Raw genomic sequence first — 19,023 nt, forward strand, 5'->3', positions numbered from 1 at the left:
TTTTTCTTTACTGCAACACTTTAGACGTTGTATAAATTTTAACAACATGTCCGTTTTCCATTAATTGATCAATTTGTTTTGCAATATCTGTTTCTAACGTGCTGAGCCCTTGTGTTCCTTCAAAATCTTGAGCACTCATATCTGAGAGCCGTTTGATAATGATGTCTCTTACTTGAAAGTCTCTTTTTTGAAGCTCTCCCGCTGCTTTTTTGCTATCCATTTGAATTTTAAAAGAGATGCTGATGTAATTATTGCTTTTTAAATTGGTTTTGATATCCGTTACATCTACAGAAGCTTTAATCACATCGTCGATAGATGGACCTTTTTCAGTACCTGCCTGCTCCGTGTACTTTAACGTCACAATAACCGCAATGCTTCCTATTAAAGTAAGAGAAAGCAGGATAATAATCATCTTACTAATTAGCTTATTTTTAAACACACTTTATTCCTCCGTCGTTTGCTGCAGCCCTAATACGTTAATTCGCTGATAATAGCTCGTCACTTTCTCATTCACTTCTTCAACTGAATCCTTTACCACTAGCTTTTTGTTATTCGTTAGCGTAATGGTCGTATCGGGAAATGCCTCAACCTGCTCGATGTAAAGAGCATTTAACGTAAACGTTTTGCCGTTTAGCCTTGTTAAAGTGATCATAATCAACCGGAGTAATACTTACTCCTTCCTCCCGCCTATCGTTTTAGATTCACTAGCTCTTGCAGTATTTCATCGGATGTTGTAATAATTCTTGTGTTCGCTTGAAATCCGCGCTGTGCAACAATCATGTCCGTGAATTCTTCCGATAAATCAACGTTGGACATTTCAAGGGCGCTTGAAATTAAAGTTCCCGTACCGCTGTTTCCAGGAGTAATGTTTGCAGGAGTTGTAACCAGACCAGCATTTGGAGTATTAGCGAACAAATTTCCTCCTGCTTTTTGAAGCCCTTCATTATTAGCGAATTTTGCAAGCTTGATAGTCTGAGGATTCGGAAGCATAGTTCCGTTTAGACCAACAATATTAACGGTCCCATTTGCCCCAATGCTGTAGCTTTTAGCTGTAGTTGGATCAATTTTAATTCTTCCATTGTCATTAGTACTAGTAGATTTCACAAACAACCCATCACCTGTCACAAGGTAACCATCTTTATCTAAATAGAAGTTCCCCGCTCTTGTGTAATAGTCTGATGTTCCATCATTTACAACAAAATAGCCGTCACCAGAAATAGCTAAATCTAGCGGACGTCCCGTTGACTGAATGCTTCCTGATGTTTGAACTGTATCAATTGTGCCAATTTGCGAACCTAATCCGACTTGTTTAGCATTAACACCTCCACGGTTCCCAGCCGGCCCTGTTGCTCCTGCTACCTGCTGACTCACTAAATCTTGAAACGTTGTACGTCCTTTTTTATAGCCGTATGTATTAACGTTGGCAATGTTATTTCCTAGGACATCTAATTTGGTTTGAAAATTTTTCATGCCGCTGATTCCTGAATACATCGAACGTAACATAAAATCACTCCTTAAATTTGGTTGGTTAACTGCTTACTTCTAAGATCTCGTTTAGCGAAAGTACCGTATGATTTTCATCATTGATCCTAAACGATACCTCATTGTTTTTGACAGATGCTGTCGAAATGACTCCTTGCTTTTTATTTCCTTCTTCATCTAACCATGCAGCGGTTTTACCAATTAATTCGCTTCCTTTTAAAATAGGGGAAGCCTGAGACTGCGTTAAAAACGTATTGAGCGATGTGCTCATATTTGTCATTTGTTCAAGAGATGAAAACTGAGCCATTTGAGCAATAAAGTCTTTGTCTTGCATTGGATTCATTGGATCTTGATTTTGAAGCTGAGCAATCAAAAGCTTTAAAAAGTCATCTTTGCCAAGCGAGCTGTTTCCCGTTTGCTTCACTTGTGCCTCCCTATTGCTTAAATACAAGTCAGACGTAATTTCATTTGTCATTGTTATCACCTATACGTTGTAGTTAATGAGCGCTGCTTCAAAAGAAGATAGAAAGGAAGCCGATTCTTCCAATTGTTGTGACTCTTGATCTTCTTCTTCTTTTTTAAACGCTTCTTTTTCCTGTCTTTCTTTTTGCTGATCATTTTCATTGTTATACGACATCGCTTGTTCTGACAGTAGCACATCGATTTTATCAATTGATACATGCTGAGACGCGAGACCGTGCCGCAAAGTTGAAAGGTTGGAGTCCAATAACTCTTTTGTTTTTGCTGACGATACGACAATTCGTGCAACCGTTTCACTGTCTTTCTGAAGCATTTCAATTGAAATCGCACCTAGCTGTTTTGGAAATAACTTAATGAAAAGCTTGGATGTTCCCTCTTCAGTACTGAACGAAGCTTTACTCCATATTTTTTCCAGCTCGTTTACCAAATTGCTAGACTGTTGATAGTCAGATTTTGCTTGCCCTAGATAAATAGAGAACTGCTGAAGCTTAGGCATTTCTCCAGTTCCAAAGGATGATGACTGATTCTCTACTGTCGCTCCGGTTGTGTTTGTACCTGCAGAACTTTCGCTATTTTTTAAAGAGCTATTTGTATCTATACTTTCGCTGTGTAATACCACATCTTTTTTCCATGGAAGCTGATTGAAAAACGGTACTTTTTCTTCTTTACGAAAAGCGTTCGTATTTCTCACAGAACTTTCTGAAGCGGTATGAACAGCGTCCACACCAACTTTATCAACATCAACGGATACATGCTGAGATGTGAGAGCTTGCCGTAATCTGAAAAGGTTGGCGTCTAACAGCTCTTTTGTTTTCGCTGACGATACAACTACTTGCGCAATCGTTTTATAATCTTGTTGAAGCACTTCAATTGAAATCGTACCTAGCTGCTTTGGAACTAACTTAATGGAAAGCTTGGATGCTCCCTCTTCAGTACTGATTGAAGCTTTACTCCATATATTTTCCAATTCGTTTACCAGATCTCTAGACTGTTGATACTCAGATGTTGCTTGCCTTAAATCAATAGAAAACTGCGGCACTTTTTCTTGTTTACCAAAAGCGTTCATATCTTTTACAGAAGTTTCTGGAGCTGCTTGAACAGCGGCCACATCGACTTGATCAACGGATACATGCTGAGGAGTCAGAACTTGCCGTAAAGTCGAAAGGTTAGCGTCTAATAGCTCTTTTGTTTTCGCTGACGATACAACCACTTGCGCAATCGTTTCATTTTCTTGCTGAAGCACTTCAATTGAAATCGTACCTAGCTGTTTTGGAAATAACGCAATGAAAAGCTTGGATCTTCCCTTTTCAGCACTGAGCGAAGCTTTACTCCATATTTTTTGCAGCTCATTTAAAAGATTGTCAGACTGTTGATGATCAGATTTCACTTGCCCTAGATCAATAGAAAACTCTTGGACCTTAGGTGCTTCTTTAGATTTAAAAGATGATGGAGTATTTTCTAACGTCGCCCCGGCCGTGTTAGCAGTGAAAGAAATTTCACTATCCTTTTTTGAACTATCTCTATCCATACTTTCGTTACGTAAAATCACATCTTTTTTCCATGGAAGCTGATTCAAAAGCGGCACTTTTTCCTCTTTATGAAAAGCGGTCATATCTCTTACAGAACTTTTTGGGGCTGCTTGAACAACGGCGAAGAAATCAGCTGAGCGCTTTTCATGTAAGGTATCGGTTAATACACGTGGTTGTTTATGAATTTTCTCTATTTTTTCAGCAGCAGTTTTCCGCAAACCCTCAAGCTGCGAATCCGAAAGCTTCACTGACTGCAGCTGCGGTTTTTGTAGTTCTTCCATCAGCTGAGCAAACTCTGTTTGAAAAACAGCTGACGTATTTTTACATAGTTCCAGCAAGGTAGAAATAGAAGTTAAATACTGTTCTTGACTGTCTGTTTCAGGTGAAACAGGTGCCCGCTGCATGTCTGTTAGCACGTGCTGCAGCTTTAGAAGCGGCTGTTCCAAATCTGGACTACTTGGAATCCTATTAATCATTTCGGTTAGATGTTCGTATAAGACAGCCGGTTCCATTTCTTTATCTTCTGCTTCACTTAACTGAATCGCAATTAACCCAACCGCCTGCAAGAGGTTTTGATCTACCGCTGTTTCATCTGATGATTTCTCCTCGGATGCTGAAGGCTGCGTATCTAACTGCTGAAGCTGCTGAACGATTTCTTCAAAAAAACCCTGAGTCTGACTAGCAGCTGCTTTTTCATCACAGTTTAACTTTGATGCAGCTGCTGGACGTAGTGAAATTTCCACTGTTTTCACCTCTGCTTTTATTCCTCAATCTGATCTGTTAACAATGTCGTATAGCGTGCAGCTACTTTTGGATCCATTTTTTCTAAGATTGCCGTTCTTGTACTCGCTTTGAACTGCTTAAGCATCGCGACCGCTTTGTCTTCTTTTAATTCGGCAAAGATAAGTGCTGCATTTTTAGGAGACATGTTTTCATAGGTAGCAATTACATCTTTTTTTGCCAGCTGATTGTTCTTTTGTTTTTCCGCTTCATCATCGGCTTTTTCTTCCATATCGCGCATTTCAATTTTTAGTTCATCCATTTGACGATCTTTTGTAGTGATCGTTTTCTCATAAGCTGCGATTTGCTTTTCTTTCGTGCTCAGCTTCTTTTGAAGGCTATCAACCTGCTTTTGTATTTCTTCATTGCTTTCTTGAATATTTTCATTTTTTTGCGACTGTTCACTTGATACAAGCGGAATGGCGTGTGTAATACCTGAAACTTTATCATTTACATTAACGCCTAAAAGCGTCAGAACAATATAAGCCGCCAAGATGAGGAACACCGCTGGAATAAAGATTAAAAATAAAAACACTTGGCTTTTACTGTAAGACTTTTCTTCTTCGTACTCTTCTCTTAACTCTTTTTGATTAGCCATGTTGTCCACCTAATTCCTATGCAGCATATACTGCTGTAGCGACAGCTCATCCATTTGCTTCGCTTCTAACTGTTTTTCCGCGGTTATATAAGAATCGTAGTCTCTCTTTTTTAACTTTTCATACTTCTTTACTTCTATGTTCTTTTCTTCTAGCTTCAGTTTTTTTAAGTTCATTTGCTGTCTTGCAAACATGACCTCTTGTTGCAGCCTCTCAATCACTCGTTCGGCACTTGTTAAAAACTGCTGAAATGACGTAATTTCTAAAATAGAAAGCCCTTGCTTCATTTTGCCCGTATGCTGTTCAATCAGCGTTTCTTTTTCTTTTAACTTTTTATAAAGCTTTTCACCCGCTGTTTCAAACTGCTGTAAGGATTGATTATATTGAGATAGCAGTTCATCTTTTTCATTTGACTTGATTGCCATTATTTTAGATAACCTAAATTCATATGCCATATTTACTCACCTTTCACAAACAGTTCACAGAGCTTTGTTACACTTGTTTCAAATGATGGATGTTCGTTCGTTTTTTGCTTTAAAAATGCATCAATGACAGGGTGATAGTGGATGGCCTCATCAATGTAAGCAGAAGATCCTCTTTTGTAGGCACCTATGTTAATTAAGTCTTCAGAATTAACATAGGTAGCCATTAATGAACGCAGTTTTTCAGCTGCTTCTTTATGCCGTTCACTTACGATATGGTTCATCACCCGACTAACGCTTTTTAAGACATTGATGGCCGGATATTGACCTTTATTGGCCAGCTCCCGGTCTAGTACAATATGTCCGTCTATAATGCCTCGCACCGTATCCGAAATAGGTTCGTTCATATCATCACCGTCTACTAATACAGTGTAAAAAGCAGTAATAGATCCATGTTGATTAGTTCCCGTACGTTCAAGCAGCCTTGGCAAGCTAGCAAAAACAGATGGTGTATAACCTTTGGTAGTTGGAGGTTCACCTACGGCTAATCCAATTTCTCTCTGAGCCATTGCTACACGAGTAACAGAATCCATCATCATCATGACGCTCAGCCCCTCATCTCGAAAGTATTCAGCAATAGAAGTAGCTGTATATGCTGCTTTCATTCGAAGTAGAGCAGGCTGATCCGAGGTAGCAACTACTACAACGGAGCGCTTTAACCCTTCCTCTCCAAGATCTCGCTCAATAAACTCTCTAACTTCTCTTCCTCGCTCGCCTACAAGGGCAATGACATTGATATCTGCTTTTGTATTGCGTGCAATCATCCCGAGCAGCGTACTTTTTCCAACACCGCTTCCTGCAAAAATACCTATGCGCTGCCCTTGACCTACTGTTAGCAAACTATCAATCGTTCGTACCCCTACTTCAATCGGCTGTTCAATAGGCGGCCGCTCTAAGGGATTAGGGGGGTCTTGATCAGTTAAAACAAACGGCAAATAATGAGAAAGTTCAGACCCGTCTAAAGGGTTCCCTAACGAATCAAGCACTTGACCTATTAACTCTTTTCCCACGCTTACCTGCAGAGGTTTTTCTGTCGTTTCCACTAGGCAGCCAGGTCCGATATATCGAACAGACGTATAAGGCATTAAAATGACGTGCTCACCGTTAAAACCAACAACTTCCGCACGAATTTTATCTCCTCGTTCACTAAGATGAATAAAGCAAACATCTCCTATTGACGTTCTAGGTCCTCTAGATTCAATCATCATTCCTACTACTCGGCTAACTTTCCCGTACCGTTTAAAAGAAGATGTGCGCGGGATTTCATGAATGAGTTGTGCGACTTTCATGTTTACTCTCCTCTAACAAACGTTCTTTTAATTTTTTCTTCATTTCTGTTAACTGACTATCAAAAGAAGCAACAAGACGGCCATAAGAGGAATCGATGACACAATCCATTTCCTGAAGATTTTCATCTGCATAAATAAATAGCCCGGTTTCTCCGTTTAATAAATCGAACAGTTCTCGTTTATGTTCACATACATATGCATATTTTTTCGGAGAAACAAAAAGCTGGATTTCTTTATGTTCTCTAACTTCTTTTAAAGACCTTGCAACAAGTGATAAAAATGATTCATCTCTTTGAAGCTGCTCATTTAAAATCGTTTCAGCGAGGGCGAAACCTAATTCAAAGATGACTTCTTCAGATTGATTTATATATTCGTAGTACTGATTCTTTGTTTCGTCAACAATGTTTCGCGACATGGCTAATACATGCTCATACTCTTGTTTTCCTTGAAGCAGCCCTTCTTCGTATCCTTCTTCATAGCCTCGCTTTTGTTCTTGTTGAAACAGCAGCACCTTCTCTTCTTCCCACTGCTTTTTCAAACGTTCAACTTCGTTTTGAGCTTGTTTGCGGTAAGCGTCTGCCTCGGCCTTTACTATTTCAGCTTCACTGTGCGCTTGTTCAATAACGTGCTGTGCATTTTCTTGCTGAAGATGTTCTTCTGCGGGCTCATCTTGTATCGGAAAACCAAATGGAATGACTTGAATGTGCTTAGCATTTTCGTCTGAAAGTTTGTTCGTATAAGTTGATTTAATGATATTAGACAATAATATCGTCTCCTCCACCTCGAGCTAGTACAATTTCACCAGCATCTTCTAAACGTCTAATTGCAGCAACGATACGTGACTGAGCTTCCTCTACATCTTTCAAACGCACAGGACCCATAAATTCCATTTCTTCTTTAAACGTTTCCACCATACGGCTAGACATATTTTTAAAAATAATAGATTTCACTTCTTCACTTGCTACTTTTAAGCTCAACAATAAATCATCATTTTCTACATCTCTTATCACACGCTGAATAGAACGGTTATCGAGCGTTACGATATCCTCAAATACAAACATTCGCTGTTTGATTTCTTCTGCTAATGCCGGATCTTGAATTTCAAGCGTATCAATAATAATTTTTTCAGTCGCTCGGTCTACTCCATTTAATACTTCAACTACCGCTTCTAAACCACCTGTTTGGGTGTAGTCTTGGGTAACAGTAGCAGAAAGCTTTCTCTCTAAAATTTGCTCCACTTCATTAATAACTTCCGGAGACGTACTTCCCATCGTTGCAATCCGTCTTGCAATATCCGCTTGCCTTTCCTGAGGCAGTGATGATAAGATTTGTCCTGCCTGCGGCGGCTCTAAGTAAGATAAAATAAGGGCAATCGTCTGAGGGTGCTCATGCTGAATAAAATTTAACAGCTGCATAGGATCAGCTTTTCTGGCAAAGTCAAACGGACGAACTTGCAAAGAAGAAGTTAATCGATTGATAATCATCATAGCCTGCTCTGGTCCAAGTGCTTTTTCTAACACCTGTTTCGCATAGCTTACTCCTCCTTTTTCAAGGTAGTTTTGAGCAAGCGTTATTTGTTCAAACTCATGAAGCACAGCTTCTTTTAGAGACGGCTCTACTTTTCTCACTGAAGAAATTTCAAGCGTTAGTTGCTCAATTTCATCTTCACTGAGATGTTTATAGATAGAAGCTGATACATCCGGACCGAGAGAAATCAACAAAATTGCTGCTTTTTGCTTTCCAGTTAACTCATTTTTTTGCATAGCCTTTACCATTAGCCTTCCTCCTAATCCTCACTAATCCATGTTCGCAGCAGTTTTGCAAACTCTTCCGGGTCTTGCTTCGCTAACGTTTCAAGATTGCTTTTTGTTTGCTGTTCAGCACTTAAAACAGGGGCTTTTTGTGCTGCTTCATATGCTTCAAAAGTTTCATCATACTCTTCATCATATTCCTCTTCATCTAAGTCTTGACGCCTTTTCTTAACCAACAGCACAATAAGAACAACAATAATAAGCAGCAGTGCTCCTCCGATTATATACATCCACAATGGAATCGAACTTGCTGTGTTGTCAGCTGTTTCTTGTCCATTAAACGGCTGAACGGAAACGGTAATCTTATCGCTGACCGCGTTATCCGAGAGAGCTTTCGTATTTGCATCTTTTGAAATAGAAGTACGGACAATTGTACCTAACATTTTTTGAACGTCTGACTCAAGCGTATCGGAAACTTGCGATTTCCCTTTTGCATTGGACGGATCTATCATTACTTGAATGCCAAGGTCTTGAATTTTGTATGGACTTTCGACGATTTCTTTATGAATTCGATTCACTTCATAATTAATTCGTTCTTCATTTTTTTCGTAGTCTCCGTCTCCACTTGTTGTACTGGATGAGTAATTTGTTGTATCTTCTTCTCCTGTTCCAGCAACGCCTCCATCTTGAGCATTTTTACCAGAAAATGTTTCATTAATTTTTTCAGCGCTAACGGCAATTCCTTGCATATTATCTTTATCAACAGGCTCTACTAGCTTTTCTTCGCGATTTTCCTGTGTAAAATCAAGATCTGCTGTAACAGAGACCATTACTTTATCTTGACCGACCAGTCTTCCTAGCATTTGCTGTACTTGACGCTGAATATCTCGCTCAACTTCTTTTTTCGCTTCGTTCTGCGAAGCAAATGAGCTAGAAGCTGAATTCGTTTCGTTACCTTTTAAATCAAAGTACTCAAAATATTGGTTCATGATGACGATATTATCTGTAGGAAGGTTTGGCACACTTTTGGATACTAGATGATAAAGAGATTTAATTTGCTGATCATCAAATTTATAACCAGCCTTTGTATTAAGCACAATCGATGCTGATGCTTCTCCCTGCTTTTCATTCGCCCAGACGCTTTCATTGGGAAGGGTAATCATCACTTTTGCATCGTTGACTCCTTGAATGTTTTTCATTAAGTTAGCCAATTCAGTTTGCATCGCATCGAGTTTTAACACATCAAATTCATTATCTGTCATACCAAAGCTCGCATTTTTCCCAAAAAACGAATAGTCGATACTTCCGCTATCAGGAATTCCTTGTGCAGCTAAATCAACTTTTAGCGAGTCAACGCTTTGTTCAGGCACCGAAATGGTTGTTCCGTTATCAGAGATTTCTGAAGGAACGCTTCTAGCATCAAGCTCCGCTTTGATTTGTCCTGTTTCTTGAGCCGATAGATTGCTATAAAGAGGGACAAATTTATCCTGGTTTAAAAAAACAGATGCTAAACTAATGACTAGAATAGCCGCAAGAGGAGCAGCGATAAGGGCTATTTTCTGTCCTTTTTTGCGGTTATTCCAAAAGACTTTCATCTTATCTCGATAAAGAGCTATTCTTTCATTCATGGTATTCCTCCGGTTATTACTATTTTCATTTTCTTTAATAACCGCTCAATTACATTTGCATTCTCATCATTTCCTGATAGGCTTCAACAGCTTTATTGCGTATTTCAAGAGCCGTTTGCATCGTAATACTTGCTTTTTGAGCAGTAATCATTACATCTTGGATTTCGACGTTTTCTCCTTTAGCAAGCTTTTCAGTCGCTATATCCGAAGCGCGTTGAGTATTGTTTAACTCATTGATTGAGTCTTTTAAAAACGTTGAAAACTGTTGAGTTGTTTGTCCAGTGCTAGTAGAAGCTGCTGTTTTTGCTATTGCTATTTGATTGCTGATACCATTAATCATTTTATCACTCCTTTATTTCCCAATTTCTAACGCCTTTGTTAGTATACTTTTGTTTGTATTAAAGACCGTCACGTTTGCTTCATAAGATCGAGTAGCACTAATTAAATCCGTCATTTCCTTTAAAGGATCTACATTCGGCATCTTTACGTACCCTTGGTCATTCGCATCTGGATGCGTCGGGTTATATACTAAATTAAAAGGAGTATTATCTTCTACGATATCTGTGACTTTTACACCATTGTTTTGATTTTTATTAATTTCGGAGTGTAAGAGGGACGAAAAAGAAGGCGAACGATCAGACTGTATGACAACCATTTTTCTTTTGTAAGGCTGCCACTCACCATTAACGTACGTCCCTCTTGTAGTTTCAGCATTCGCCATATTAGATGAAACAACGTCCATCCTTAAACGATTGGCAGTTAAAGCTGAAGATGTAATATTCATATTTTGAAAAATAGTCAAACTTATTTACCTCCTCTAATGACTGTTTGAAGAGAATTAAATTTTCCATTTAAACGATCTACTAGCGCCTCATAGTAAATTTGATTTTCAGCCATATCCGCCATCTCTTTATCCATATCCACATTGTTTCCATTTGCTTGATAGGAAGTGTTTCCTTGCTGGGTAATCACTCGCTGGGATGAATCGGAAAATGGGATATGTTTTGAATCAGTCTGATATGCTTCTAACTCGTTATGTAATAAATCTCGGAATTCACTCGTACGCGATACTGTTTTCGATTTATAATTTGGAGTATCAACGTTTGCGATATTTTGTGCAATCGTCTGCTGCTTTTGTGACGCGTAGCTAATTCCATTTTCAATTGTTTGAAAAGTAGTTGAAAACAAACTCAATTCTTACACCTGCTTATCTATTCTATTTTCCTCAAAAATGAGACAAATTTCGACTTTAGTACCATAGAACTTATTGTAAGAAAAACTTCATGCAATGTCTATCCTTTTTTAAGAACTTTTGGACTATAAACCAAAATTTTCATTCGTTTTCCAAGCATATTTTAACATCAATGCTATACTTTAGCTCTATTTTTTAAATTTAAAATCAAAATATATATCATAAGTCCTGAACAATATGTAATAAAAGTAACGATTTGTAATCAACTAGTATCTTTTTACTATTTAAAGATTCTATAATATAATTTTTAGATTTTTATATGAAGTTTGTTATAGATTTGTAAAAATAGTGAACGAATCGTCTTAACTCACAGCGAACCTTTTTGTACTGAGAGCACACAAAAAAAGCACACGGGCTTTGCCCGTGTGCTTTTTAGTTCATAAACTTAGTTAGATTTTAATTTTTCAAGCTCTACTAAGAATTTGTTGTTAAGAACTTTAATGTAAGTTCCTTTCATTCCTAAAGAACGTGATTCGATAACGCCAGCACTTTCTAATTTACGTAGCGCATTTACGATTACTGAACGTGTAATTCCAACGCGGTCAGCAATTTTACTTGCTACTAATAGTCCTTCATTTCCATTTAACTCTTCAAAGATGTGCTCAATAGCTTCTAACTCACTGTATGATAATGAGCTAATTGCCATTTGTACAACAGCTTTGCTACGTGCTTCTTCTTCAATTTCTTCTGCTTTTTCACGAAGAATTTCCATACCTACTACCGTTGCACCGTATTCAGCAAGGATTAAGTCATCGTCTTCGAACTGACGGTCTAAACGAGATAGTACAAGCGTACCTAGACGCTCTCCGCCTCCGATAATTGGAACGATTGTTGTTAGTCCTGCATCAAATAAGTCTTTATTTTCAACTGGGAAAGCTGTATATTGACTTTCAATGTTTAAGTTAGAAGATGTTTCTTGAATGTTAAATAAGCTTTGAGTATATTCTTCTGGGAACTGGCGTGCTTCTAACATATCTTTCATGCGCGCATTCTCAATTTGCTGTTTAACAGCGATTCCTAATAATTTACCGCGACGGCTTACTACGAATACGTTTGATTCGATCACTTCGCAAAGTGTTTCAGCCATTTCTTTAAAGTTTACTGGTTTACCAGCTGCTTTTTGTAGCATTGCATTAATCTTTCTAGTTTTCCCTAATAAATCCATTAGTACTCTTCCTCCTGCGATTTCAGTTCTATAAAATAAATTGACTCAAATCTTTGTTTTTAGCGATTTTTTCTAATTTTTCTTCCACGTACTGTGGAGTAATCACAATTTTCTCTAATGTTACTTCTGGTGCTTCAAACGATAAATCCTCTAGCAAACGTTCTAAAATCGTATGAAGCCTTCTTGCACCAATATTGTCTGTATCTTGATTCACCTGATATGCAATTTCTGCAATCTTACGTATAGCATCGTCAGAAAATTCAATTTGTATACCTTCAGTTTCCAATAATGCCGCATATTGCTTTAATAACGCATTATCTGGCTCTACTAAAATGTTTATAAAATCTTCAACGGTTAGCTTCGTTAATTCAACGCGAATTGGGAATCGACCCTGCAATTCTGGAATTAAATCCGACGGTTTTGATACATGGAAAGCACCGGCTGCTACAAATAAAACATGATCAGTTTTGACTGCGCCATATTTTGTAACAATCGTTGACCCTTCTACAATTGGTAAAATATCTCGCTGCACGCCTTCACGTGAAACGTCAGCGGAAGATGAATTAGCACTTTTTTGAGCAATTTTATCAATTTCGTCAATGAAAATAATTCCGTATTGTTCTGCACGATTCACAGCTTCTTGCGTCACTTCATCCATATCAATCAATTTTTGCGCTTCTTCATTTGTTAATACTTTTCGTGCATCTTTAACAGTAAGTTTGCGCTTTTTTTGTTTTTTAGGCATAAAATTACTTAAGGCATCCTGCATGTTCATGCCCATTTGTTCCATACCCGAACCTTGTAACATATCAAACATAGAAGGCTGTTGCTCTTCTACTTCAATTGTGACATAATGATTTTCAAGCTCTCCTAAAGCAAGCTGATGAGCAATCTGCTTGCGCTTCGTTGCAATATTCGTTTCCTCATCTTGATCAGGATCCGCATCGCTTGACTGTGTACCGTTTGAAAAAATCATTTCAAACGGATTTTTAAACGATTGCTGCTTCTTTTTGCTTGGAACAAGAAGCTCTACTATCCGCTTGTTTGCATTTTCTTCTGCGCGATCACGCACGCCGTTCATTTTTTCTTCTTTCACAAGTCGAACTGACGTTTCCACTAAATCACGAACCATTGATTCTACATCGCGTCCTACATATCCAACTTCCGTAAATTTTGTTGCCTCAACCTTAATAAAAGGTGCACCGACAAGCTTAGCTAAGCGGCGTGCAATCTCGGTTTTACCCACACCTGTAGGACCAATCATTAAAATGTTTTTCGGCACAACTTCATCACGTAAAGATTCGTCTAGCAGACCGCGTCGATAGCGATTTCGCAGCGCAACAGCGACCGCTTTCTTTGCCTTCGTTTGACCAATAATATACTGATCGAGCTTTTCTACAATTTGTCGAGGTGTTAAATGAGAATTCATAAAAAAATCCCCTTTCCTACAGTTCTTCTACAATAATATGATCATTTGTATAAACACATATCTCACTTGCTACATCTAAAGCTGCTTTTGCAATTTCTTTAGCTGTTAAATGTTCGCCTGCATGTTGTTTTAATGCACGTCCCGCTGATAAAGCATAATTTCCGCCTGATCCAATTGCTAAAATGCCGTCGTCCGGTTCAATAACTTCACCCGTTCCTGATACTAACAGTAAGTTATCTTTGTTCATAACAATAAGCATTGCTTCTAACTTTCGCAATACTTTGTCACTTCTCCATTGTTTAGCAAGCTCAACGGCTGCACGCTGAAGATTTCCGTTATACTCTTCAAGCTTCGTTTCAAATAATTCAAAAAGAGTGAATGCATCAGCTACTGAACCTGCAAAGCCGGCAAGAACTTGCCCTTGAAATAGACGTCTTACTTTTCGAGCAGTATGTTTCATAACAACAGCATTTCCGAACGTTACTTGTCCGTCCCCAGACATGGCACATTGACCGTTATGCTGAACCGCAAAAATCGTAGTAGCATGGAAAGTAGACAAATTAACTCCTCCTTTTATGCGCGAGGATGGTGATTCATATAAACTGCCTTTAAACGATCCTTCGTCACATGTGTGTATATTTGAGTGGTTGATAAATGTTCATGACCTAGCATTTCTTGAACTGTACGTAAATCTGCCCCTTCATTTAACATATGAGTCGCAAAAGTATGCCGCAAAACGTGTGGACTAATATGTATATTCTCAGCGGTCTTCTTTACTAACTGATCAATGACTAAGCGTATGCCTCGGTCTGTCAACGGTGTCCCCTTATAATTTAAAAAGAGCGAATGAGTATCAGAAGGAGCCTTTTTTAAAAGAAGCTTTCTTCCATTATCTATATATACTCTAAGAGCGCCCTTGGCATAACAGCCAAATGGCACGTACCGTTGTTTTTTCCCTTTGCCATATACGAGCAAAGTTTGAAGTGAAAAATCTATATCGCTAAGCTTAATAGATGCACATTCACTCACTCGTATTCCGGTGGCATACAGCAATTCTAATAGAGACTGATTACGCTGCCCTAACGGAGTTGTTAAGTCATTCATTTGAAATAATTTCACAATCTCCTCTTCATACAGAAAGCGAGGATTTCGCTCTTCCTTTTTAGGAAGGGTAACGAGCGCAAATGGATTATCTTCTACTAATTCTTCTCTATTTAAGTAACGATAAAACGTTCTCAAACAAGAAATTTTGCGTGACATCGATCTTTTTGAATACTGCTTTTCATATAGGCGTGTTAAAAACAGCCTTGCATCAGCATATGTAACACTTTGTAGGTTTTGTATTTGCTCTTCCTGCATAAAAGACATGAAGATACCTATGTCTTTTTCATAGCAGTCAACTGTATATTTTGAATAGTTTTTCTCAATTTGTAAATATTCTAGAAAGGAATTTAATACATCTTTAACAAATTCCAATGTTATCACCTCACAAGGGCTACTAAATATTATCACAATTAAGTAGCCCTTGCAAACAATTTTGATTATTTTGTTGTAAAATTCTGAATAGTTTCCAATGCTCTTTTAGCAAGCGTTTCATTTCGTTCTTGTTTGTTTTTGATTCGCACTTCCAATTCTTTGAATAAGCCAAAGTTGGCATTCATCGGCTGGAAGTTTTTAGCGCTTGTATGTGTGATATAGTGAGCCATACTGCCAATCGCCGTTTCCTGCGGCAATACAACCAATTCTTCACCAAGTACAAGTCGAGCTGCGTTCATTCCGGCCATTAGTCCGCTCGCCGCTGATTCTACATATCCTTCTACTCCCGTCATTTGTCCAGCAAAGAATAAGTCATCACGCTCACGATATTGATACGTCGGCTTTAACAATTTAGGAGAATTAATAAACGTATTTCTATGCATAACTCCGTAGCGTACTACTTCTGCATTTTCCAAACCTGGAATTAAGCTTAATACTTCTTTTTGTGCTCCCCATTTTAAATGTGTTTGAAAACCTACGATATTATATAGTGTACCTGCTGCATCATCTTGACGAAGCTGAACAACTGCATAAGGTCGCTTTCCTGTTTTCGGATCTTCTAACCCAACTGGTTTCATTGGTCCAAAGAGCATTGTTTTTTCTCCGCGTGAAGCCATTACTTCAATTGGCATACATCCCTCAAAATAAATTTCTTTCTCAAATTCTTTTAAAGGAACCGTCTCTGCATTGATTAATGCTTCATGAAAACGTTGGAATTCTTCTTTTGTCATCGGACAGTTTAAATAGGCAGCTTCCCCTTTGTCATAGCGAGATTTAAGATATACTTTATCCATATCAATGCTGTCCTTTTCAATAATAGGTGCAGCCGCATCGTAAAAATATAAATAATCTTCACTTGTTAACGCACGCAGCTTTTCTGATAAATCTTTTGACGTTAACGGACCTGTTGCAATAACAGTTGGTCCTTGTGGAATTTCCGTAATCTCTTCATTAACAACCGTTACGTTTGGATGGTTTTTAACGCTTTCCGTCACACGAGCGGCAAATTCGTGACGGTCAACAGCCAGTGCTCCACCTGCTGGAACCGCACACTCGTCTGCTGAACGAATAATTACAGAGTCTAATAATCGCATTTCTTCTTTTAACACACCCACTGCATTTGTTAATGTATTCGCACGCAGTGAATTACTACATACTAATTCAGCAAATTTGTCCGTATGATGAGCAGGTGTTTGCTTTACTGGTCTCATCTCATAAAGACGGACTTTCAAACCGCGCTTTGCGATTTGCCAAGCCGCTTCACTTCCAGCAAGACCTGCTCCGATAACATTAATTACTTGTTCATTCATTGTAAATCCTCCAACTTCATTTCTATCTTTTCTATCATTTTACTTATTCATTCACTTGTCTTTTCCTTTTTTAACGGGACAAAGAAAATGCGACATTACTCAATGTCGCTAATAACGTTTCCATTTTAGCACATGAAGCAATGTCGCCGCATCTTATATAACTGCTATTTTTAAATTTAAAGTGTGGGAATTCATCCCATTCTCTTTTACTGCTGAGCTTCCTCTTTATAATCACAACTTGTACAGACGACTTGAGTTCCTTTTTTCTGTTTCTTCTCCACAAGCAGATTTTCACATTTCGGACATTTTCTTGCAATCGGCTTATCCCAAGATACGAAGTCACAGCCCGGGAATCGATCACAGCCATAAAATGTACGCTTTTTCTTCGATTTTCGCTCAACGATATTTCCTTCTTCACATTTCGGACACTTTACACCAATCTCTTTTACAATTGGCTTTGTGTTGCGGCAGTCAGGAAAATTAGAGCATGCCATAAATTTTCCGTAGCGTCCCATTTTGTATACCATAGGTGAACCGCATTCTTCACAATCTTCTCCGGCAGGTTCATCTTTAATCTCCACTTCGCGCATTTCTTTTTCAGCATGTTCTAAGCGTTTTTCAAAATCACTGTAAAATTCGTCAATAACACGCACCCATTGAACATTACCATCTTCCACTTCATCCAAATCGTTTTCCATTTTAGCTGTAAACTCTACATCTAAAATTTCTGGGAAAAACTCCAATACAAGCTCTAGTACAATTTCTCCAAGTTCTGTTGGAACAAAACGCTTGTTATCGAGCGCTACGTACCCGCGCTTTTGAATCGTGTCAAGTGTTGGAGCATATGTAGACGGTCGGCCAATGCCTAGCTCTTCTAATGTCTTGACTAAACGAGCTTCAGTATATCTTGGCGGCGGCTGTGTGAAGTGCTGCTTTTCATCGATGTCCTTAGAATAAGCTACTTCTCCTTCTTCTAAGTCTGGAAGAAGATTTTCTTTTTCCTCCACTTGATCATCATTGCCTTCAACATACACTTTCATAAAGCCTGGAAATTTAACTTTCGAGCCGTTTGCTCTAAATGTTACGTCTCCATTTTTCAAATCTACAGCCATTGTATCCATAATTGCAGGTGCCATTTGACTAGCAACGAAGCGCTCCCATACTAGCTTATACAGTCGATACTGATCACGCGATAAGAACTCTTTTACCTCTCCTGGTTTACGAAGAGCTGAAGTTGGACGAATCGCTTCGTGGGCATCTTGCGCGTTCGAATTTTTCTTTTCTTTACGCTTTTCCGTTGCCACAAACTGATTTCCGTATGCGTTCGTAATGTAATCTCTAGCTTCTGTTTGAGCTGTTTCTGAAATACGAGTAGAATCGGTACGCATATACGTGATAAGACCTACTGTACCTTCTTTTCCTAAATCAATTCCTTCATATAATTGCTGCGCAATCATCATTGTTTTTTTCGCTCGGAAGTTCAGTTTCCGCGCTGCCTCTTGCTGTAATGAAGACGTGGTAAAAGAAGGAGCCGCATTACGCTTTCGCTCACGTTTTGTTACTTTAGAAATTGAAAATTCATTTCCATCTAATTGTTTAACAATGTTGGTTACATCATTTTCATTCGATAGCTCTACTTTTTTCCCTTGATATTCGATTAACTGGCCTTCAAATTGGTCGTTCCCTTTTTGAAAAGTTGCTTTTACCGTCCAGTATTCTTCTGGGATAAACTTTGCAATTTCTTTTTCACGATCAATAATTAACCGCACTGCAATTGATTGAACCCTTCCGGCACTTAATCCTTTTTTCACTTTTTTCCACAGCAATGGACTGATGTTGTAGCCAACCAGCCTGTCAAGAATACGGCGTGCTTGTTGAGCATCTACTAAATCCATATTAATTGCTCGTGGATGTTTAAAAGATTCTTTAATCGCTTCTTTTGTAATCTCGTTAAATACTACGCGACAGTCCGATGCAATGTCTACATCCAAACTGTGCGCCAAGTGCCATGCAATCGCTTCTCCTTCACGGTCTGGATCGGCTGCTAGGTAAATCTTTTTTGCTTTTTTAGCCGCTGTTTTTAGTTCTTTTAAAACCGGGCCTTTCCCGCGAATTGTAATATATTTCGGATTGTAATCCTGTTCAATATCAATTCCCATTTGACTTTTAGGTAAATCGCGAACATGTCCCATCGATGCTTTTACTTTATATTTCTTTCCTAAATAACGTTCAATTGTTTTAGCCTTTGCAGGCGATTCTACAATCACTAGGTAGTCAGACATCTATTTGTTCCTCCTCAAGAGGTAGAATAAAA

20 protein-coding genes are annotated in these 19,023 nt (G+C 38.5%); all 20 read right to left on the reverse strand.

Features of this window, described 5'->3' with window-relative positions; all coding sequences use genetic code 11:
• Nucleotides 1-7: 7 nt before the first annotated feature.
• Nucleotides 8-439, reverse strand: coding sequence for a flagellar basal body-associated protein FliL (fliL, locus tag JNUCC25_RS21000; protein WP_064472084.1), 432 nt, complete (start codon nt 437-439; stop codon nt 8-10).
• Between the two features lie 3 nt (nt 440-442).
• Nucleotides 443-652 (reverse strand): flagellar FlbD family protein, encoded by a 210-nt coding sequence (locus JNUCC25_RS21005; protein WP_025750317.1) that lies wholly within the window; start codon nt 650-652, stop codon nt 443-445.
• Nucleotides 653-687: 35 nt separating this feature from the next.
• Nucleotides 688-1,503: a flagellar basal body rod protein FlgG gene (flgG, locus tag JNUCC25_RS21010; protein ID WP_064472085.1), complete on the reverse strand. Its 816-nt coding sequence runs from the start codon at nt 1,501-1,503 to the stop codon at nt 688-690.
• A 25-nt stretch (nt 1,504-1,528) separates the two neighbouring features.
• Nucleotides 1,529-1,957, reverse strand: coding sequence for a flagellar hook assembly protein FlgD (gene flgD, locus JNUCC25_RS21015; protein ID WP_029320587.1), 429 nt, complete (start codon nt 1,955-1,957; stop codon nt 1,529-1,531).
• A 9-nt stretch (nt 1,958-1,966) separates the two neighbouring features.
• Nucleotides 1,967-4,234 carry a flagellar hook-length control protein FliK gene (locus JNUCC25_RS21020; RefSeq protein WP_064472086.1) on the reverse strand — a complete coding sequence of 756 codons (2,268 nt, stop codon included), beginning with the start codon at nt 4,232-4,234 and terminating at the stop codon, nt 1,967-1,969.
• Between the two features lie 17 nt (nt 4,235-4,251).
• On the reverse strand, nt 4,252-4,869 hold the full coding sequence (locus JNUCC25_RS21025) for a MotE family protein (RefSeq protein WP_064472087.1): 618 nt from the start codon (nt 4,867-4,869) through the stop codon (nt 4,252-4,254).
• Nucleotides 4,870-4,878: 9 nt separating this feature from the next.
• Nucleotides 4,879-5,322, reverse strand: a complete 444-nt coding sequence (gene fliJ / locus JNUCC25_RS21030) for a flagellar export protein FliJ (RefSeq protein WP_013058874.1) — start codon at nt 5,320-5,322, stop codon at nt 4,879-4,881.
• Between the two features lie 2 nt (nt 5,323-5,324).
• The gene (gene fliI / locus JNUCC25_RS21035) at nt 5,325-6,638 is read right to left on the reverse strand and encodes a flagellar protein export ATPase FliI (RefSeq protein WP_029320581.1); all 1,314 of its coding nucleotides are present in this window, start codon (nt 6,636-6,638) and stop codon (nt 5,325-5,327) included.
• Nucleotides 6,613-7,401 (reverse strand): flagellar assembly protein FliH, encoded by a 789-nt coding sequence (gene fliH, locus JNUCC25_RS21040; RefSeq protein WP_064472088.1) that lies wholly within the window; start codon nt 7,399-7,401, stop codon nt 6,613-6,615. Before fliH ends, fliI begins: the two co-directional genes overlap by 26 nt.
• Nucleotides 7,394-8,413 (reverse strand): flagellar motor switch protein FliG, encoded by a 1,020-nt coding sequence (gene fliG / locus JNUCC25_RS21045; protein WP_025750326.1) that lies wholly within the window; start codon nt 8,411-8,413, stop codon nt 7,394-7,396. Before fliG ends, fliH begins: the two co-directional genes overlap by 8 nt.
• Nucleotides 8,414-8,424: 11 nt before the next feature.
• Nucleotides 8,425-10,017: a flagellar basal-body MS-ring/collar protein FliF gene (gene fliF / locus JNUCC25_RS21050; protein WP_078082139.1), complete on the reverse strand. Its 1,593-nt coding sequence runs from the start codon at nt 10,015-10,017 to the stop codon at nt 8,425-8,427.
• Between the two features lie 49 nt (nt 10,018-10,066).
• Nucleotides 10,067-10,357 carry a flagellar hook-basal body complex protein FliE gene (fliE, locus tag JNUCC25_RS21055; RefSeq protein WP_013058879.1) on the reverse strand — a complete coding sequence of 97 codons (291 nt, stop codon included), beginning with the start codon at nt 10,355-10,357 and terminating at the stop codon, nt 10,067-10,069.
• A 12-nt stretch (nt 10,358-10,369) separates the two neighbouring features.
• A complete protein-coding gene (gene flgC, locus JNUCC25_RS21060) occupies nt 10,370-10,819 on the reverse strand; it encodes a flagellar basal body rod protein FlgC (RefSeq protein WP_064472089.1) in 450 nt (149 codons plus the stop codon).
• Between the two features lie 2 nt (nt 10,820-10,821).
• Entirely contained in the window at nt 10,822-11,211 is a 390-nt protein-coding gene (flgB, locus tag JNUCC25_RS21065) for a flagellar basal body rod protein FlgB (RefSeq protein WP_028411435.1), read from the reverse strand.
• Nucleotides 11,212-11,654: 443 nt separating this feature from the next.
• A complete protein-coding gene (gene codY / locus JNUCC25_RS21070; RefSeq protein WP_013058882.1) occupies nt 11,655-12,434 on the reverse strand; it encodes a GTP-sensing pleiotropic transcriptional regulator CodY in 780 nt (259 codons plus the stop codon).
• Between the two features lie 28 nt (nt 12,435-12,462).
• The gene (gene hslU / locus JNUCC25_RS21075) at nt 12,463-13,863 is read right to left on the reverse strand and encodes an HslU--HslV peptidase ATPase subunit (protein ID WP_013058883.1); all 1,401 of its coding nucleotides are present in this window, start codon (nt 13,861-13,863) and stop codon (nt 12,463-12,465) included.
• A 16-nt stretch (nt 13,864-13,879) separates the two neighbouring features.
• Complete coding sequence (gene hslV, locus JNUCC25_RS21080) at nt 13,880-14,422, reverse strand: ATP-dependent protease subunit HslV (RefSeq protein WP_013058884.1); 543 nt, start codon at nt 14,420-14,422, stop codon at nt 13,880-13,882.
• Between the two features lie 14 nt (nt 14,423-14,436).
• Nucleotides 14,437-15,339 carry a tyrosine recombinase XerC gene (gene xerC / locus JNUCC25_RS21085; protein ID WP_013058885.1) on the reverse strand — a complete coding sequence of 301 codons (903 nt, stop codon included), beginning with the start codon at nt 15,337-15,339 and terminating at the stop codon, nt 14,437-14,439.
• Between the two features lie 65 nt (nt 15,340-15,404).
• Nucleotides 15,405-16,709, reverse strand: coding sequence for an FADH(2)-oxidizing methylenetetrahydrofolate--tRNA-(uracil(54)-C(5))-methyltransferase TrmFO (gene trmFO, locus JNUCC25_RS21090; protein ID WP_013058886.1), 1,305 nt, complete (start codon nt 16,707-16,709; stop codon nt 15,405-15,407).
• A 206-nt stretch (nt 16,710-16,915) separates the two neighbouring features.
• The gene (gene topA / locus JNUCC25_RS21095) at nt 16,916-18,991 is read right to left on the reverse strand and encodes a type I DNA topoisomerase (protein WP_013058887.1); all 2,076 of its coding nucleotides are present in this window, start codon (nt 18,989-18,991) and stop codon (nt 16,916-16,918) included.
• Between the last annotated feature and the right edge of the window lie 32 nt (nt 18,992-19,023).

It is taken from the genome of Priestia sp. JNUCC 25, assembly GCF_053667915.1.

Excerpts from the sequence above, each read along its gene's own strand:
- JNUCC25_RS21005 (WP_025750317.1), bottom strand. The coding sequence starts at position 652 with ATGATCACTTTAACAAGGCTAAACGGCAAAACGTTTACGTTAAATGCT.
- flgG (WP_064472085.1), bottom strand. The coding sequence starts at position 1,503 with ATGTTACGTTCGATGTATTCAGGAATCAGCGGCATGAAAAATTTTCAA.
- flgD (WP_029320587.1), bottom strand. The coding sequence starts at position 1,957 with ATGACAAATGAAATTACGTCTGACTTGTATTTAAGCAATAGGGAGGCA.
- JNUCC25_RS21025 (WP_064472087.1), bottom strand. The coding sequence starts at position 4,869 with ATGGCTAATCAAAAAGAGTTAAGAGAAGAGTACGAAGAAGAAAAGTCT.
- fliJ (WP_013058874.1), bottom strand. The coding sequence starts at position 5,322 with ATGGCATATGAATTTAGGTTATCTAAAATAATGGCAATCAAGTCAAAT.
- fliI (WP_029320581.1), bottom strand. The coding sequence starts at position 6,638 with ATGAAAGTCGCACAACTCATTCATGAAATCCCGCGCACATCTTCTTTT.
- fliG (WP_025750326.1), bottom strand. The coding sequence starts at position 8,413 with ATGGTAAAGGCTATGCAAAAAAATGAGTTAACTGGAAAGCAAAAAGCA.
- fliF (WP_078082139.1), bottom strand. The coding sequence starts at position 10,017 with ATGAATGAAAGAATAGCTCTTTATCGAGATAAGATGAAAGTCTTTTGG.
- fliE (WP_013058879.1), bottom strand. The coding sequence starts at position 10,357 with ATGATTAATGGTATCAGCAATCAAATAGCAATAGCAAAAACAGCAGCT.
- codY (WP_013058882.1), bottom strand. The coding sequence starts at position 12,434 with ATGGATTTATTAGGGAAAACTAGAAAGATTAATGCAATGCTACAAAAA.
- hslU (WP_013058883.1), bottom strand. The coding sequence starts at position 13,863 with ATGAATTCTCATTTAACACCTCGACAAATTGTAGAAAAGCTCGATCAG.
- trmFO (WP_013058886.1), bottom strand. The coding sequence starts at position 16,709 with ATGAATGAACAAGTAATTAATGTTATCGGAGCAGGTCTTGCTGGAAGT.
- topA (WP_013058887.1), bottom strand. The coding sequence starts at position 18,991 with ATGTCTGACTACCTAGTGATTGTAGAATCGCCTGCAAAGGCTAAAACA.